At 48.8% G+C, this 17,147-nt stretch carries 15 protein-coding genes; 10 read left to right on the top strand and 5 right to left on the bottom strand.

What is annotated here, in order from left to right:
- The first annotated feature begins 109 nt into the window (after nucleotides 1-109).
- From EZJ49_RS15460 to EZJ49_RS15445, 4 genes are all read left to right on the top strand, one after another.
- Nucleotides 110-1,921 (top strand): NHL repeat-containing protein, encoded by a 1,812-nt coding sequence (locus tag EZJ49_RS15460; protein WP_262553162.1) that lies wholly within the window; start codon nucleotides 110-112, stop codon nucleotides 1,919-1,921.
- Nucleotides 1,922-2,050: 129 nt separating this feature from the next.
- Nucleotides 2,051-2,845, top strand: coding sequence for a hypothetical protein (locus EZJ49_RS15455; protein WP_262553161.1), 795 nt, complete (start codon nucleotides 2,051-2,053; stop codon nucleotides 2,843-2,845).
- Nucleotides 2,842-3,270, top strand: coding sequence for a hypothetical protein (locus tag EZJ49_RS15450; RefSeq protein WP_262553160.1), 429 nt, complete (start codon nucleotides 2,842-2,844; stop codon nucleotides 3,268-3,270). Before EZJ49_RS15455 ends, EZJ49_RS15450 begins: the two co-directional genes overlap by 4 nt.
- 6 nt (nucleotides 3,271-3,276) lie before the next feature.
- Nucleotides 3,277-3,873 (top strand): NHL repeat-containing protein, encoded by a 597-nt coding sequence (locus EZJ49_RS15445; protein WP_262553159.1) that lies wholly within the window; start codon nucleotides 3,277-3,279, stop codon nucleotides 3,871-3,873.
- A 34-nt stretch (nucleotides 3,874-3,907) separates the two neighbouring features.
- Here EZJ49_RS15445 and EZJ49_RS15440 read toward each other — a convergent pair whose 3' ends face one another.
- The 4 genes from EZJ49_RS15440 to EZJ49_RS15425 are packed head-to-tail and all read right to left on the bottom strand — an operon-like array spanning nucleotide 3,908 to nucleotide 7,087.
- A complete protein-coding gene (locus tag EZJ49_RS15440) occupies nucleotides 3,908-5,116 on the bottom strand; it encodes an ABC transporter permease (protein WP_262553158.1) in 1,209 nt (402 codons plus the stop codon).
- Nucleotides 5,116-5,799 carry an ABC transporter ATP-binding protein gene (locus tag EZJ49_RS15435; RefSeq protein ID WP_262553156.1) on the bottom strand — a complete coding sequence of 228 codons (684 nt, stop codon included), beginning with the start codon at nucleotides 5,797-5,799 and terminating at the stop codon, nucleotides 5,116-5,118. Before EZJ49_RS15435 ends, EZJ49_RS15440 begins: the two co-directional genes overlap by 1 nt.
- Before the next feature lie 13 nt (nucleotides 5,800-5,812).
- Nucleotides 5,813-6,568 (bottom strand): hypothetical protein, encoded by a 756-nt coding sequence (locus EZJ49_RS15430; protein WP_262553154.1) that lies wholly within the window; start codon nucleotides 6,566-6,568, stop codon nucleotides 5,813-5,815.
- A 3-nt stretch (nucleotides 6,569-6,571) separates the two neighbouring features.
- Nucleotides 6,572-7,087 carry a hypothetical protein gene (locus EZJ49_RS15425; RefSeq protein WP_262553153.1) on the bottom strand — a complete coding sequence of 172 codons (516 nt, stop codon included), beginning with the start codon at nucleotides 7,085-7,087 and terminating at the stop codon, nucleotides 6,572-6,574.
- Between the two features lie 270 nt (nucleotides 7,088-7,357).
- Between EZJ49_RS15425 and EZJ49_RS15420 the strand changes: the two genes are divergently transcribed.
- The 6 genes from EZJ49_RS15420 (at nucleotide 7,358) to EZJ49_RS15395 (ending at nucleotide 16,269) form a co-directional block, all read left to right on the top strand.
- The gene (locus tag EZJ49_RS15420; protein ID WP_262553152.1) at nucleotides 7,358-7,963 is read left to right on the top strand and encodes a hypothetical protein; all 606 of its coding nucleotides are present in this window, start codon (nucleotides 7,358-7,360) and stop codon (nucleotides 7,961-7,963) included.
- A 460-nt stretch (nucleotides 7,964-8,423) separates the two neighbouring features.
- On the top strand, nucleotides 8,424-10,463 hold the full coding sequence (locus tag EZJ49_RS15415) for a M3 family metallopeptidase (protein WP_262553151.1): 2,040 nt from the start codon (nucleotides 8,424-8,426) through the stop codon (nucleotides 10,461-10,463).
- Nucleotides 10,463-11,374, top strand: coding sequence for an NAD(+)/NADH kinase (locus EZJ49_RS15410; protein WP_262553150.1), 912 nt, complete (start codon nucleotides 10,463-10,465; stop codon nucleotides 11,372-11,374). Before EZJ49_RS15415 ends, EZJ49_RS15410 begins: the two co-directional genes overlap by 1 nt.
- A 20-nt stretch (nucleotides 11,375-11,394) precedes the next feature.
- Nucleotides 11,395-13,101 carry a DNA repair protein RecN gene (gene recN, locus EZJ49_RS15405; RefSeq protein WP_262553148.1) on the top strand — a complete coding sequence of 569 codons (1,707 nt, stop codon included), beginning with the start codon at nucleotides 11,395-11,397 and terminating at the stop codon, nucleotides 13,099-13,101.
- Nucleotides 13,102-13,174: 73 nt separating this feature from the next.
- Entirely contained in the window at nucleotides 13,175-14,116 is a 942-nt protein-coding gene (locus EZJ49_RS15400) for an NmrA family NAD(P)-binding protein (protein WP_262553147.1), read from the top strand.
- Nucleotides 14,117-14,220: 104 nt separating this feature from the next.
- On the top strand, nucleotides 14,221-16,269 hold the full coding sequence (locus EZJ49_RS15395) for a S9 family peptidase (protein ID WP_262553146.1): 2,049 nt from the start codon (nucleotides 14,221-14,223) through the stop codon (nucleotides 16,267-16,269).
- Here EZJ49_RS15395 and EZJ49_RS15390 read toward each other — a convergent pair.
- The gene (locus EZJ49_RS15390; RefSeq protein WP_262553145.1) at nucleotides 16,266-17,072 is read right to left on the bottom strand and encodes a L,D-transpeptidase; all 807 of its coding nucleotides are present in this window, start codon (nucleotides 17,070-17,072) and stop codon (nucleotides 16,266-16,268) included. The genes EZJ49_RS15395 and EZJ49_RS15390 overlap by 4 nt on opposite strands.
- Nucleotides 17,073-17,147 lie beyond the last annotated feature (75 nt).

Genomic DNA, 17,147 nt, shown 5'->3' with positions numbered 1-17,147 from the left:
TTACTACTCCGTAATATTGGAAATCTTGAGCAATCTTTAACAAAACCCGATAGGTAATCGTGACCTCGACCTCTGCCCGGGGCGGAGAACGGAGCTCAGAAAGGTACGCATGACCAACGGCACGTTTTCGGTTTGGGTTCTAAGCTGTGCAGTTATTTTTAACTGTCTTGGGTGTACGCTCGACTTCAATCTGGCGGATGAGTCTGCCAAACTTCCTGCCAGCGAAGATGAAATTCTTGTCAAACCCAAGTTCCAACTTTCACAAAAGCCCTTCGGGGAAGAAATTAAATCCGAATTGGTGCAGGCCCCTGATGGTCGCTATGTCAGCTATGCCCCCGTCGAGGGTAAAATGACAGTTTACAACTCCAGAGGACAACAACTGGTGAATGTACAGATCAAACCTGACAGTCAAACTCAAGTGACCGTCAATGGACTGCATGTCACCGCCGCTGGAATCATTTATCTTTCCGTCGATCAAACTTCCGCACAAGGTCTGCGCCGTCAGTATGTGGAAAAATTCAGTCTGAGCGGAACACGACTGGGCATCTTCAAAGAATACGCTGAAGACAGTGGCGTGTGGCCGACGCCGGGAAGAATCCTGAGCGACAGCCAGAACCGTGTTTATATCGCCTTAAATGAACTGACTGTGATTCAACTTTACGACTCCGCAGGCACGCTGATTCGCAATATCGGTGACACCATTCCCTGGCACATATTGGGGTACCATTTCCACCTTTCCAATTTCATACTGGATCAGAACGGGTCCCTGTACACTTTTTATAAAGACAGCAATGTCTATCATAAGCTTGATGTGGAAGCCAATACGCTCACTTCTGGTGGAACATGGCCTCGTCAACTGGCGAACTCGGACATTCACTCTATCATGTACTTTTCCAGCGTCGATCCGGCTATCCTGCTTTCTGAAGTCGGCACCTCTGGAGCCATGATCACAGCTTTCAAAGCGAACTCCGGAAGTACTATTTATTACTATGATGGCAGCACCTCAGGGACCGCCTTCACCGGATCAGCTTTGGCCTTGGCAGGCCCACCCTACAGTACCGGTGCTGAATACACCGATCCCGCGACTGACTTTATTTTTATCACCAATAATGGGCGCACATTGAAGTTCATCCTCAATGATTCACCACCAAAATTTGTTGTTCCCGGCATGATCGAAAGCCCCATTGGGCTGGCTTTTGACAAGCTTGGTAATTTATATGTCTCCACACCAACCAATATTGAAAAACACAATTACTATGGCCTGTGGGACATCACTTTCGGCACTGGTTCTTATGCGATGGCCTTTGATAGCGCCAACACAGCCTTCTTTCCTGACATGACCGGTGTCAACATCAGACATTTCAGCACCAATGGCAGCGACCAAGGCGGTTTTACCCTGACCAATGCGACGAACTTTATCCAGATTGACTCTTTAGACGTCATTTACGTCGCTGATCCCGCGGATCAGGTCATTCAAAAAGTCAGCCTTTTAGGAACTCCGCAAGGCACTTTGGGCAATGGCCTGCTGACGGGGCCCAGCGCTTTCGCCCTGACCTCTGGAGGAGTTGTGGTTCTTGACCACTCTGCCAACACTCCACGAGCGTTGGTGAAAATTAAAAACGACAATACCTTGGAATGGGAAATTGCAATTGGAGATATTGCCGGCCTTGGAAGCCCTTGGGGAATCGCTGTGGACGCTTCCGGAAATATCTATATATCAGACATTGATAACCATCAAATCGTCAAACTGTCCCCGACAGGCGAACTGTTAAAAAGCTTCGGACATCAGGGAGCTGCGCTGGGTGAATTCAACGTTCCTACTGGTCTGGCTATTGATACCAAAGGCAATTTGTATGTGGCCGACATGGGGAACCACCGCGTTCAGAAGTTCTCCCCTGAAGGCCTGCCGCTGACAGAGTGACTGGAAGGATTTCCCGGAGCACTAAGAATTCTTAGGATGCTAATTTTATTCGGAATACCTTGAGAGCCTTTTGCCAAGCTCCGAAAAGTTCTATGAAACTGGAGCGTTATTTTACACAAAGGCAGCCGTATGTTCGACGGATCAATCAAAAAAATTTTCCTCATCCCTTTCCTGATCTTTACCTCAGCCTGCACGATGAGTCTGGACCGCTTCGGTCAGATCACTTCTCCGTCCTTAGGGGACGATGATCAATCTCCGAATGTCACCGTGATCAAAGGAAGTTTTCCTTTGGGGCAACCCGCCTTCAATCTTCAATACAAGTCCTTTCTGCGTTCCGCCCCTGGGAACAAGTTCGTAGCAGCTTCACCAATTGAACATAAGGTCTATATTTTCACTTCTGATGGAAAACTTCTAAAAAGCATCAACCTTCCTGCGGCTTCCGCGTGGCCGAATGGGGAAATCACAACTCTTGGGGTGGATGGAACCGGCTTAATCTATGTGGGACTGGTTGAAAGATCCTCAGGAGTGGCCGTCCGTGATTACATCACGAAATATGACCTCAACGGAAATCCACTGGGGATCTTCAAGGAGTTTGCACAAGAATCAGCACAATTCCCCTCACCGAATAGCATTGTCTTTGATGCCAACAACGACGTTTATATTGGACTGACCTATTTCAATCAGGTTCGTAAGTACAGCAAAGCCAATGCGACAAACCATGTGGCCGCCTACGGAAGCTATGGCACCAATCCCGGAGAAATCCACTCGCTGGACAGCTTCACGATAGACTCGACAGGCAATGTTTACGTCGTCGGACCTGGACAGCTCGATTGCAAAAATATGCAGCGAATGGAGCCTTCGATGCCGCAGGGTCCTTCACCTGGCCGACTCAAGTCGCTCTGGCCAATAACGTCAAGGACATGAAAATTCTTTCCAACGGGAACTTCCTGATCTCTCAGAGTGACAACACAAACGGATTCCTGGTTTCTTTCGATAGTACCGGCAACCTGGTTTACGCCATTGATGGAAGTGTTGGGGCAACCGCGTTTACTGCCAGTGACGTCTCTTTTGCCGAAGCTGGAAATGACGTCTATGTCATGAACAGCTCTTCCACACGCGTTTATAACAAAACCACGGGGGCCCTGAATCATAGATATGATCCAACTTTGATAAATGCACTCGGAATCGCCCGCGACACCCTTGGAAACACTTACGTCAGCGACACCACCGCCATTAAGCGCTTTGATACCACAGGCTTTTTTGATCTGGGCTTTGCCGGGGGCGTTCTGATGTATGATATTGATATCGACAGTAACGGCATTATCTATGGTTACAATAGGGTTAACTGAAAGATCATGAAATTCAACCCCGATGGGACATCGGCTGGTGAAATCACAACGACCGGCTCAACTTATTTCCTGGATATCGTTTATGACCAGGATCTCCAGATGGATGTGATTTACCAACCGGATGGCACTAATGGCGTGATCCGAAAACTGAATACATCAGGTGTGGAACTGGGAACCCTTGGCACCGGCCATATTATTTCACCCATCAGTGTTGCCGCAACCGCAGATGGCGGAGTTGTCGTTTCCGATGCCTCCTCCTCCGCTCCAAACGCTCCATTCCGAGCGCTGGTAAAAATCAACGCTGACAACAGTGTGGCCTGGACAATCTCACAAGGGGCTCTGGGGAATCTGGCTGCTGTCTTCGGTATTGCAGTGGATACTGATGGCAGCATCCTGGTAGCGGATGCCGGAGGCAACAAAGTCGTCCGGTTCTCTGCCACGAGAACCCTGCTGGCCACCTACGGGCAGGCAGGAGGTGCTCTTGGAGAGCTTACGATGCCCGTCGATATCATGGTGGATGTGGGCAGAAACTTCTACGTAAGTGAAGTTGGCAATAGCCGCGTGCAGAAATTCAACAGCGATGGTGTGGTCCAGACGGAATAAAAAAAGCGGCCTCCGGGGCCGCTTTTGCTTTGTCTTATGTTGATCGTAAAAGTTCGGGAATGGATTTTTTCAGAAGCTTCGACACCGGCCACAAGCTGGCCAGAACTGTGGCAATCATCGGCAGCAAAAGAGCCTGAACATAGTGCCCGGCCTGAATATCCAAAAATACAAAAAACTGTCGCGTGATCCCCGGTGCCGGTGGCATCGGAATCCCTTTGGACAGCAGGGTCTTATCCACCAAAACCGCCAGACAGATTCCCAAAAAGCCCCCCAGAATTCCCAGCAAACTGTTTTCGATCATCAGAATCTTAAACAGACGGCTGCGCTTTTCACCATTGGCCCGCAAAGCTCCCATTTCCCCGGCCCGTTCCAACAGGCCCACCGAAATCACATTGAAGATTCCCATTGCCACAATTACAAGAATGATAGAGCGAATGAATGAAAACTGTGCATTTAAGAAATCCACCGAGTTCTGATAGTAGTTCTTATCCAGAATCTCAAACGGCACTGCTTCCAACTGGGGATTGACCTTGCGCAGGTCCGCGTCCACCTGAGACCAAGCTTCAACACCTTTGGTTGCCAACGAGAACATTTCCACGCGGGTCGTATCCAGCAACTGCTGGGCCTGCTTCAAATCCACGCGATAGAAGGAATCATCAATGATCTTTTTACCCGTGAAGAAGATTCCGGCCACAGTCAGATCGGCCCCGTTTAATTGTCCGTTCACCGTCTGGGTTAACAAAGTCACAACATCCCCGGCTTTGGCATCAATGCTTTCCGCCAGGCCTTTACCAAGAATGATCTGATCCTGACCTTGCAGGTCATGACCTTCGATAAAGTTCATTTCGGTGAAGAACGTGTTTTCTCTTTCCGGAATGACGCCTTCCCCTTTTCCTCCCAGAGTGATGCCACCTTTAACGATGAAGGAATAAAAAGACACACGCGGGAACACCTGAGTCACTGAGGAAGAACTGCGAATCTGCTGTTCGATTTCCTCTGGATTTTCAAACCACAGCTTCCACGGGGTTTCATGAACCTTGCCGTAATAGTTCTGTGGAAACACCTGACCGTAACCGTAATAACCATGAATGACATTTTCACGGTACTGATTCATCACGCCTGTGTTAAAGCCCTGATAAATAAGCAATCCCGCCGACCCCAAAGCCACCGTACAAAGACTGGCCCAGGTTCTGCGCGGATTACGGAACAGATTTCTCCAGGAGATTTTCAGAAGTTCCAGCATTACACAGCTCCTTTATCAATCTGCCCGTCTTTCATGCGATACACAGACTTGGCAAAACTGACCAGATGAGAATCATGAGTTGAAAAGATGAAGCTGGTGTTTTCAGACTTCTGTAGTTCTTTAAAGGCATTGATGGTCTTTTCCGCTGTCACAGAATCCAAATTTGCTGTGGGTTCATCAGCCAGAACCACCGCAGGTTTCTTGGCTATGGCACGCGCAATTGCCACACGCTGACGCTGCCCTCCGGAAAGCTCCAAAGGTTTCTTTTTCGCATGGTCCGCAAGGCCCAGCAGATCCAGGGTTTCCATGGCAACCTTGTGGGCATTGGCCTGATTGTATCCCAAAGAAGGCAGAAAGTAAGACGTGTTTTCCAGAACTGTCAGTGTCGGAATCAAATAGAAAGCCTGAAAGATAAAGCCCACCTTGTGCAGACGAACGTTTTCTTTTTCGGATTCTTTTAAGTGAGTGACATCTTCGCCAGCAAACTCCAGATGGCCGTTGCTGGGGGAATCAATCAGACCCAAAAGATTCAACAAAGTGGTTTTACCAGTTCCGCTGGGTCCGACGATGCAGGTGAAGCATCCCTTTTCCAGCTCCAGATCAATGCCTTTTAAAACCGGCACCTGTTCGCCGTTCCATAGATATGAATATTCGAGTCCCTTAAGACGATAAAGAGCACTCATGCTGCTGACTCCTTTAGAGATAAAAACGGAAACCCAGAGTGATATAGCCGCCGGAAAGATTCAAGTCCCGACTGTCCCCGGAAACATCTGTGACTTTGTCACCGCTGTTCACCGGACCTTTAAATGTTGTGACGGATTTGGTGTATTCCAGATTGTCGATGTTCAGCTGACGATACCCGAACTCCACCACAATTGTGGTCGTGTCAGTCAGCAGACCTTCATAGCCCAAGGAAGCATTCAGCATCGTCGCAGAACCTTTGGCCTCAATGCCGTGATTGGAAACCCCGGGATAGGCAGCCTGTCCTGCCGCGGTCAGCGTGTAATCATTCTTCAACGTTACACTGGCTGTCCCCACACCCACCGAAACAAAAGAGCGCGACGTGTTGTTACCATGCAGGTTCAGTTCCAATGCCAGTTTCGGGGCATAGCCCAGAATCTCGCTGTCGGCGCTGTAAAGTTCAGTTCCCGCATTTTCCGCCGTGGAACCTTCCAGATTGGTGGGCTTAAGAATTTCAAAACCAAAACGCAGACTGGCCGCCGGACGTGAATATATAAATCCGAATTCACCGGAATAGTTGTAGTTCACATTGCCACTGTAGGAAATCGAGGTGGAGGCCTCATTGTCCAAAGCCCCGGTTCCCACCTGAGAACCAGCCGCCCCCACTCCGAAGTACGCAGCAAAAGTTTCTTTATTGATATTAAAGACGCGGGCCTGTGCCGAAGTTGCCGTCAAAAGCAGGGCCGCTGCTATAAGGAAGTGTCGCTTCACTTCCTACTCCGTGATCAAATCAACAACGACTTTGCTGGTGCTTTTTTTGCCAGCCACCTGATAGACGCGCACCTTGGTGTTTTTCTTCAGATCCATAGTCAGATTCAAAGAACTGTCCACCGGGTCCAGGCTCATCTGTGTGCGGGAAACCGCCATGGATGACTTCATGATCGCCGCCAGTTTACCCTGGTCCACATTCGAACGTGGCATCTGTGCAAAATCGATCACCAAACGCTGAGGATTCTTTTTCAGTTCCGCGTAGTAATATCCCGGCCAGCCTTTAAGTGGCGCTCCGTTCATATCACCCACATCAAAAACCAAACGCTCGACTTTCTTTTTTGCATCCGCAGTTCTGCGCACATCCACCAAAGTAAAGGAACTTCCAGCAAGACCGCCGAAGCTTGCGCCTTCACCACTTAGAATTCTTGTCGCAACAGGTTTGGTTTTTTTAGAAGAAATCGCTGCCTGGCCCGGAACAGCCAAAAGCAGAGCCATTACACATCCAATGTACTTCATCATGGTCGACTCCTTTCGATCATCACCCCCATAGGGTAAAGGGGAACAAGCCATCTGCCAACCCCCAATCAAGGTACGGACTTACTTTTGGTAGCGCACGCGCACAACCAAAAGTAAGTCCGTACCTTTTAGGGCGCTGGGTGACGATTTTGGGCCTGTTTTTGTAAATTCTGGGGGCGAGGGCGAATATATGGCACCTGAGTATCTCGGAAGAGGGCATGAAACTTGGAATAGGAAGCTTTGTTGAAAGATTTTTAACTATGGGAGTGCTTTATGAAAAGGCTCATTTATTTGGTTTTCACTGTCTTCGCTTTGGCAGCCTGCCAACCGGACAAAGACGGCGGCGGCACCAACCAAACGACAGCCACGACTCCGTTACAGCTAAACTGTATTAACGGAACGACAAACTGTAATACGGGTTTGTACGGATATTACCAAGGCTTCCAGCCTTATAATTTCCCGTACATCAACGGCTATGGTTATGGCTATAACTACGGTTTCAACTATAACAACATCTTCATGAATCAAGGTTTCTGCGGATGCCCTCAAGGTTATCTTCCGACTTACAATGGAACGATGGGACTGGGGTGTATTCAGCAAAACCTGATCTACGATAATCCTCCAGGTCAGTTGTTCTATTGGTCTTACACCAATGGCTACACTTATGGTTATGTTTGGAGTTACATCCCGGCGGCCCCACAAGTAGCGACCAACTTCCCTCAATATTCAAATATTCCATCGGCCCCCAACAGCTTCGGTTCTTGCTCCCAGAACCTGACCCGCAGCTGCATTCTGAGCCAGGCTAATTCTTGCGACACAGGGGCGACCTGCCGCCAAGTGATTGCTGGCTCTAACCTGGGAGTCTGTGTAAGAAACTAGAGAGCAGCGGCGGACTCTCGACCGTTATTACGGAATAATACGCCGCAACATCATGGGCCCTCAGGAGGTAAAACCACTGAGGGCCCTTTCTTTTTGTCTCTTCCTAGGACGACGCCTTAGGGGGAAGGGAGGGGCTCCTTAGCTGGGGCACGGGCTCCTGCCCTCTGCCGGCGATCGCTTCGCGATCATCCTTGGGCCGGAGGCCCCATAAAAGGGCTACTCCCCCTCCCAAGGGCTCAGTTTCCAGTATAAAACGATCCAAAAAAAAGGGCCCTGAATGGTGCGTGGCTTGTGTGTGGACGCAGTACCAAGGCATAGCCACAAAAGCCTTTAAAGTACTGCTTTTTAGGCTGGTCGGTGGCGTCCTGTTGAGTCATTTTTTTATCCGTGGTTTTCGCTTTATTTCGCCCTGTTTTCATGGAAAAAAAGAGGGGTGTTTTATCACTCTTTGGAGGTTCCTATGAATACGACAAATCCTCTCTTAAAACCTTTCACAAACAAAGACCAGGCGGCGCCTTTTGATCTGATCAAAGTGGAGCACTACGTCCCGGCTGTGGAAGAGGCTATTAAAATTGCCAAGGACAATGTGGCAAAGATCAAAGCCAACCCTGCGGCTCCTGATTTTGAAAATACCATTGTGGCGTTGGAAGCAGCGTCCTTGCTGGCAGATCAGATTTCCACGATCTACAGCAACTTGGAAGTGGCTCATGCGGATGAGTCTTTGCAGGCTTTGGCAAAGGACATCTATCCGAAGCTGACTTCTTTGGCTTCTGATATTTCTTTGGATGCAGAAGTGTTCAACCGAGTGAAAGCGGTTTACGACAAGCGTGCCACGCTGAACCTGAATGGCGAACAAAATCGTCTTTTGGAAAAAACTTATCTGTCCTTCACTCGCAACGGGGCTTTGCTGAACGAATCTGACAAAGAAGCTCTTCGTCAGATTGATCAGGAACTTTCTGTACTTGGACCGAAGTTCTCTGAGAATGTTTTAAAGGCGACCAACTCTTTTGAAATGATTCTGGATAAAAAAGAAGATGTGGATGGTTTGCCGGAAGGTATTCTGGAAGGTGCTGCTGCTCAGGCCAAAGCCAAAGGTCACGAAGGCAAATGGTTCTTCAATCTGCAAATCCCTTCTTACCTGCCGTTTATGACTTATGCGAAAAACCGTGCCCTTCGTGAAAAAATGTGGCGTGCGTTTTCTTCCAAAGCCTACAAAGGCGAATTCGACAACCAGTCCAATGTTTTGAAAATCGTTGAGCTTCGTAACAAGCGCGCCAAAATCCTGAGCTTCAGCACACACGCTGACTTTGTTTTGGCAGAGCGTATGGCGAAAAGCCCAACGACAGTGATGGAATTCCTGAACAAGCTTCTGGCCGCTTCTAAAAATGCCGGAATGAAAGACGTGCAGGAGCTGACAGAGTTCGCCAACAAGTTGGATGGTTTGAAAGAAATCAAACCTTGGGACGTGGCTTACTATTCTGAAAAATTGAAAGAGGAAAAATACGCTTTCAATGAAGAGGACCTGCGCCCTTACTTCAAACTTGAAAATGTGGTGGAAGGCGTCTTTGCCCACGCGAAGAAACTTTACGGCCTGACTTTCAAAGAAAACAAGGACATCCCGGTTTACCACCCGGAAGTGAAAGCTTATGAGATCTTCGAGGAAGCTTCCGGCAAGTACATGGGTCTTTTCTACACAGACTTCTTCCCGCGTGAGACGAAAAAAGGCGGCGCATGGATGACTCAGTTCCGCAGTCAGGGTCTGATCGAAGGCGAAATGAAACGTCCACACGTCAGCATCGTGTGCAACTTCACGCAGCCGACTCCGACCAAGCCGTCCCTGCTGACTTACGACGAAGTTCGCACTTTGTTCCATGAATTCGGTCACGCTTTGCACGGTATGTTGTCTGAGTGCACTTACCCGTCTTTGAGCGGCACCAATGTTTACTGGGACTTCGTGGAGCTTCCATCCCAGATCATGGAAAACTGGGTGGGTGAAAAAGAGGGCTTGGATATCTTCGCCCGTCATTACGAAACCAACCAGCCGATGCCTGCTGAATTGATTGAGAAACTAAAACGCTCACAAAAATTCCAGGCGGGTTACATGTCCTGCCGTCAGTTGCAATTCGGTCTGATGGATATGGCATGGCACTCGACAGATCCTGCGACTATCAAGGATGTGGATGCGTTTGAAGAACTGGCAACGGCCGAAACCCGTCTGTTCCCTAAGGTGGAAGGCGCGAATTCTTCTTGCAGCTTCGGGCACATCTTTGCAGGTGGCTACTCTGCCGGATATTATTCTTATAAATGGGCAGAGGTTCTGGATGCGGATGCCTTTGAATACTTCAAGGAAAAGGGCCTGTTCAATCAGGAAGTGGCCAAGAAGTTCAAAGACAACGTTCTGAGCCGTGGCGGCACCGAGCACCCGATGGATTTGTATAAGAAATTCCGCGGTCGTGAGCCGGACCCGAACGCTCTTTTGCGTCGTGATGGATTGATTTAATGAAGAAGAGTTCTTTGAGCAAAGACTACAAACAGAGCAAGCTGATTCTGAAGGATAACGGCAGCATTGGTTTGGTCTATCGCCTGGAGACTGCGCAAGCGGTCTCTTTGGCTAAGAAGGTCGCGGAGTTTTTGAAAGAACGCGGCTTTGACGTTTTCACCTGCCCGGATCAGAAAGTGGTCGCGGGCACAAAGGCGGCAAAAACCAAAAAGCACATGGATGACCTGAAGCTGGTCATCGTTCTTGGTGGCGACGGAACGTACCTGCGTGCTGTGCGCCTGCTGGAAGGTCGCAGTGTTCCTATTCTGGGCTTTAACATGGGCTCTTTGGGCTTTTTGACGGCTCATAATGCGGATTCCTGCTTTGAAATCATTGAAAAAACTCTGGACGGGAAAATGGTGCAACGTCCGCGCTCCATGATCTTTGCGAAAGTTTTGCGCAAAGGGAAAGTGCGCGAAGAACACCATGCCCTGAATGATATGGTGATCGAAAGAGGCTCGATGTCTCAATTGATCAACACCGCTATTTATTCTGAAAAATTTCTGGTCAGTCAGGTGAAGGCCGACGGTTTTATCGTCGCCAGCCCTTCGGGGTCCACCGCGTACAATCTGGCGGCAGGCGGCCCTATTTGCCATCCTGAATCACCGGTGTTTATTGTGACTCCGGTGGCGCCACACAGTCTGACCTCGCGCCCTTTGATCTTCCCGGATGAAAAGGAATTGTCCTTTAAGCTGGAAGGCAAAACGCAAAAAGCGCACTTTATCGTGGACGGCCAAAAAGTGACGGAAATCACCGCGGAAGACGAAGTGGTGATCAGTCGTTCCTGCTACGACCACTGGATGGTTCGTGAACCCAATCACAACTACTTCCATTTGCTGCGTGAAAAATTAAAGTTCGGCGATCGAAACTGATCTTATAGGAAACAAAGATTATGTTACTTGAGTTGAAGGTATCCAATTTTGCAATTATCGACAGTCTGCATATCTCTTTCAAAGACGGACTGAATATCATGAGCGGTGAAACCGGTGCCGGCAAATCCGTTCTGTTAAAAAGTCTGTCCTTGTTGATGGGTGGAAAAGGTTCCAGCGATACTATTCGCACCGGGTCCACACAAGCCACCATCGAGGGGTCTTTTGATATTTCCTCCCGTCCGGATATTCAGAAGATGTTGCATGATATGGGTATCGATGCCGACGAAAACACTTTGATCGTTCGTCGTATTCTGAGCGCCGGGGACAAATCCAAAGTTTACCTGAACGGCAGCCTAAGCACTTTAAACAGCTTACGTGACATCGTCGCGCCGATGGTCGAACTGGCGGGCCACTCAGCACCCCTGATTGAAATGACCGGACAGCATGAAAACCGCAACCTGATGTCCAAGCACTATCATCTGGATCTTCTGGATCAGTATGCCGGGACCTGGGACAAGCGTTTGCTGTTCACAGAAAAATTCAACCGCTATAACGCCATTTTTGCAGAAATCAAAAAACTGGAAAGTGATGCGAAACAAAAGGCCCAGCGTCTGGATTTCCTGACATATCAGCGCGATGAAATCGCCAATCTTGATCTGTCCCCCGGGGAAGATCAAGAGCTGGAAGTTGAAGTAAAAAAACTTAAAAATTCCAACCGCATTGGTTCTTTCGTGGATCAGGCGGAAGCCGCTTTATACAACGATGACGATTCAGCCATCAGCCGTCTGAATACCATTCTGAAAAAAGGTCTGGAGCTTTCCAGTGTGGACCCACAAATCGCGGCAAAACTGGAAAATCTGGAGCAGGCAAAAACATTGATTGATGAAAGCATCTATGATCTGCGCCAATACGCGAACAAGATTGATGCCGACCCACAGCGTTTGGAAGAGGCCGAAGGTCGCTTAAGCGATCTGCGTAAATTGCAGAAAAAATACGGCGCGACTGTGGATGATATTTTAAAAGCCCTGATGGAGATGGAAATTGAAATCTCCAATCTGCAAAACTCTGAATCCAAAGTGGAGTCTTTGAAAAAAGAAGCTGCAGTTCTTTTCAAAGAACTGGAAGCCCTGGGCACGGAATTGCACAAGCGCCGACAAAAAGGTGCCGAGCTTCTGGCAGACAGCGTGAACGCGGAACTATTGGATCTGAACATGAAAGGTGTCACCTTCCATGTGATGACTGAAAAACTGCAAGAGCTGGCATCCACAGGATTGAGCGATGTGGAATTCCTAAGTCAAACCTCTGCCAAGGATGCCAAACGTCCCCTGGCGAAGTTTGCCTCTGGCGGTGAGCTCAGCCGTATTCTGTTGTCTTTGAAGCGTGTGGTGGGTTCCACCAATCAGCCGCGTACTTACCTGTTTGATGAAGTCGATACCGGGGTTTCCGGCGAAACAGCAGAAAAAGTGGGTCGCAAGCTGCGCACTATTGCCAAAGGACAGCAGGTGGTCTGTGTGACTCACCTTCCGCAAGTGGCGGCCTTCGGGGATATCCACTTCTTTATTCAGAAGTCTCCGCAGAAGGATTCCGTCAGCATGCTTGTGTCAGAGCTCAAACAAAAGGACCGTGTTCAGGAAATTGCCCGCCTTATCAGCGGCGAGAAGATTTCCAAAACGTCCTTGGCTCACGCAGAACAACTGCTGACTGACGCCAAGTCCGGACGCCAGTAGTTTTTTCCAAATTGTAAGTTAAGAACCTCCTTGTCCCCCGGTTACCATGGGCTTCTAACAAGGAGGTTTTTTTATGATTCTCGTTATGGGAGCCACGGGTAATATCGGCTCTAAAATCACCGCACATTTACTGGCCAACGAACAACAAGTCCGCTGCGTCGCCCGTCATTTTCCCAACAAAGAAGCTTTTCGTGGCGCAGAGCTGGCACAAGGTGATGCTAACGAGGTCGGCTTCCTGATGGACTGCATGCGCGATTGTTCCGCCATCTTCACGATGATTCCCCCAAACATGGCTGCCAAAGAAGTGCGTTTCTATCAAAACAAATTCGGTGAAGTGATCGCCGAAGCTATTGAAGAAGCTGGCGTAAAAAAAGTCGTCAATCTTTCCAGCATCGGTGCGGACCTTGAAAGCGGCACCGGCCCTATTCTGGGACTGCACGATCAGGAAGAACGCCTGAATGCCATTACTCACGCAGATATTGTTCATTTGCGTCCCACCTATTTCATGGAAAACCTGCTGGGCGGAATTCCCAGCATCCTTTCCATGAATCGCTATTTTGGTGTCATTCCCGCAGAGGTTCCGATTTCCATGATTGCCACGCGGGACATTGCCGCTCGCGCCGCTTTCTTGCTGATGAATCCGGATTTCAAATCGCACAATATTGAATACCTTCTGGGGGAAAGAGAGCTGAATCACCTGGATGTGATGAAAGCACTGGGGAAAGCCATCAACAAGCCGGAGCTGGAATATGTCGAAGTACCCTCAGCTGAAATGCGCAACTACCTGATCGGCGCAGGCCTGACCGAGGACTGGGCGGATTCCCTGATCGAAATGGGCACTGCCATGGGGAACGGTACCATCAGCGGCACGGTCCAACGCGACAAAAAGAACACGACGGCAACCAGTATCGAGGAATTTGCCCGAACAACTTTCCTGGAGGCATACAACCGTGCCGCGGGCAAAGATGACATGCGCAGATCCCGGCCAGCCCCTTCCGGAGAGGCTAGACCTTAAGCTGCCTGCCTGAGCGGCAAATGCTTCCCACTCCCGGAAGACAATGATAGCTTTTCTGAATGAAAAGAAGTGTCTATCTTATTGTTCTTCTGGGAGTATCCTGCATGCACAAAAACTATCTTGATTATCCAAAACCTGAAAAAATCACCACTCAACTTTCCAAACACGGCGACATCCGTATGGATGATTACTTCTGGTTGCGTGAACGTGAGAATCCCAAGGTTGTTGACTATCTGAAAAAAGAAAATGCTTATACCGAAAGCATGATGAAACCATCTAAAGAGCTGGAAGAAAAAATCTTTCAGGAGCTTAAAGGCCGCGTAAAGGAAGACGAATCCTTTGTTCCTGCCAAAGACGGTGAATACTATTATTCCGCCCGCTACGAAGTGGGCCAGCAGTATCCCCTGCACACCCGCTACAAAGGCAGCCCACAAGGACCGGAAGAAGTTCTAATCAATGTTCCGGAACTGGCCAAGGGGCACAGCTATTTCAGCTCCACCGGCCCGCGCATGAGTCCAAATCAGGAAATCATGGCGTATGCGGTGGATACCGTCGGACGTCGCTTCTATACGATCTATTTCAAGGATCTTAAAACCGGCAAAACCCTGCCTGAGAAAATTGAAAACGTCACTGGCAACCTGTCGTGGGCCAATGACAATGAAACGATTTTCTATTCTGAGCAGCATCCGGAAACACTGCGCACAGAAAAGATCTATCGCTACAACATCAAAACCCACAAAAAGGATTTGATCTATCACGAAAAGGACGACACTTTCAGTGTGTATGTGTACAAGGCCCTGTCAGAGAAGTATATTTACATTGGCTCTTACAGCACACTGACCACGGAAATCCAATTTATTCCGGCGGACAAACCCATGGAAAAATTCAAGGTCTTTAATCCCCGTGAACGGGCACACGAATACTCCGTCACCGACGGGGGCGATAAGTTCTATATTATTTCCAACAAGAACGCTCCAAACTATAAGTTGATGGTGGCAGACCCGGCACACACCGACGAAAAGCACTGGAAAGAACTAATTCCTCACCGCACGGATGTCTATCTAGACGGGATTACAGTCTTTAAAAACTTTATCGCTCTGGACGAACGCAAGAATGGCCTGACTCAAGTGCGTATCGCAGATCGCAATGCACAAGCCCCTTACGAGCTCACCTTTGCCGATCCCAGCTATCTGGCTTCAGTGGGTGACAATCGCGAGTATGATACAGAATGGCTGCGCTATAACTATGAATCCATGCGTCTGCCGGATTCTGTGTATGATCTGAACGTGAAAACCAAAGAACAGGTTCTGAAAAAAACCAAGGAAGTTCCGAACTACAATCCGGAACTTTACAAAACAGAGCGTGTGTTCCTGACGGTTCGTGACGGAACCAAAGTGCCGGTGTCTTTGATCATGAAAAAGGATTTCAAAAAGGACTCTTCCGGTTCCATGCTGGTCTATGGCTATGGATCTTATGGCGCGAACATGGACCCGTGGTTCAGCAGTTCTGTTTTCAGTCTGGTGGATCGTGGTTTCGTTTTCGCCAAAGCACACATCCGCGGGGGATCTGAAATGGGCCGTCACTGGTACGATCAGGGGCGCACCCACAATAAAATGAACACCTTCTTTGACTTTATCGATGTCACGGAAGCTCTGGTTAAAGATGGCTACGCAAAACCGGAACATACTTTTGCGATGGGTGGCAGTGCCGGAGGTCTTCTGATGGGCGCGGTGATGAACCTGCGACCGGATCTTTACAAAGGCATGGTGGCCCAAGTGCCATTCGTGGATGTGATTTCCACAATGCTTGATGACAGCATTCCTTTAACCACCAGTGAATACGACCAATGGGGCAATCCGAATGTCAAAGAGGACTATGAATATATTCGCAAGTATTCCCCTTACGACAACGTCAAAGACCAGGCGTATCCGAATGTACTGGTGACCACAGGCTTCCACGATTCTCAGGTTCAATACTGGGAACCGGCGAAATGGGTGCCTAAATTAAGAGAGCATAACAAGGGAACTTCGATGATTCTGCTAAAGACGGATATGGAATCCGGTCATGGTGGAGCATCGGGCCGCTTCGACAGTTTGAAAGAAACGGCCACCGAATATGCGTTTATACTGATGGTGAACGGGACTAAAAATTAGTCCCGAACATCCTGAACGATGATCAAAGCACTGAAGGTGTTGAACTTAACAACTTCGCCGGTTCTTTGATTTGTCCAATATTGCTTGTTGATGTATTTCACGCTGCCGTCTTCATTCAGCACCGGAGTTCCATCCGGGTTGATTTCTGGGACGGTGGCGCCTTCAGTCGCCTCTACACGCTTAAACAGCTCTTCTGCTGTTTTACCATCCTGACGAGTGCATCCACCGGAAGCACGGCTGCCCAGATAGTCTGTGTATTTTCTGTAAACTTCATGCAAAGCCAAACCGTTATCCACGTCATAGAAGATCGCAAATGGCATTGAAGAATCCCAGGAACTGGAAACGTGGTCTTTGGAAAGGAACTTCGGCGTGAAGTAGCCTGTCGGTGTCTGAGACCAGTAAGATTTCGCCGGAGCACCCGTACAAACCTGATTTTTACGTTTCAATTCCAGACCTTCACGGCCTGTGGAAACCTTGGAATTGATAATCTGACGGCCATACTCGTACACACGCATGGTCTGAGCTGTTCTGCCCTTGTCAGACTTGTTGATCACGATCACATAGCGGAAATCGCGCATCCATGGTTTGGAATAGAAATCGTTTTCTGAAAACTCCTGGCCGCCAAGATATTCTGGCAAGCGAGGTGTGACTGCTTTTTCATAAGAATACGTCTGGCTGTATTCCTGATCGGAATACTTACAGTCGTTAAACTTATTTTTCACCTTACCCCAGAATGAGGCCGAAGCAGTCTGGCTTACGATCATTACGGCTGCAACCGCACCGTATTTAAGAACGTTCTTCATATACACTCCGTTTCTGTTATAGAACGAAGTCTTCCCAGCAAATACTTTGCCACATTTTGAGACAGTGACGGACAA

Origin of the sequence: Bdellovibrio bacteriovorus, from assembly GCF_025558485.1 — a bacterium.
Taxonomy (GTDB): Bacteria; Bdellovibrionota; Bdellovibrionia; order Bdellovibrionales; family Bdellovibrionaceae; genus Bdellovibrio; species Bdellovibrio bacteriovorus_G.
Note: the sequence above shows the minus strand (reverse complement) of the source record. Positions and strands in the feature narration are given on the sequence as shown.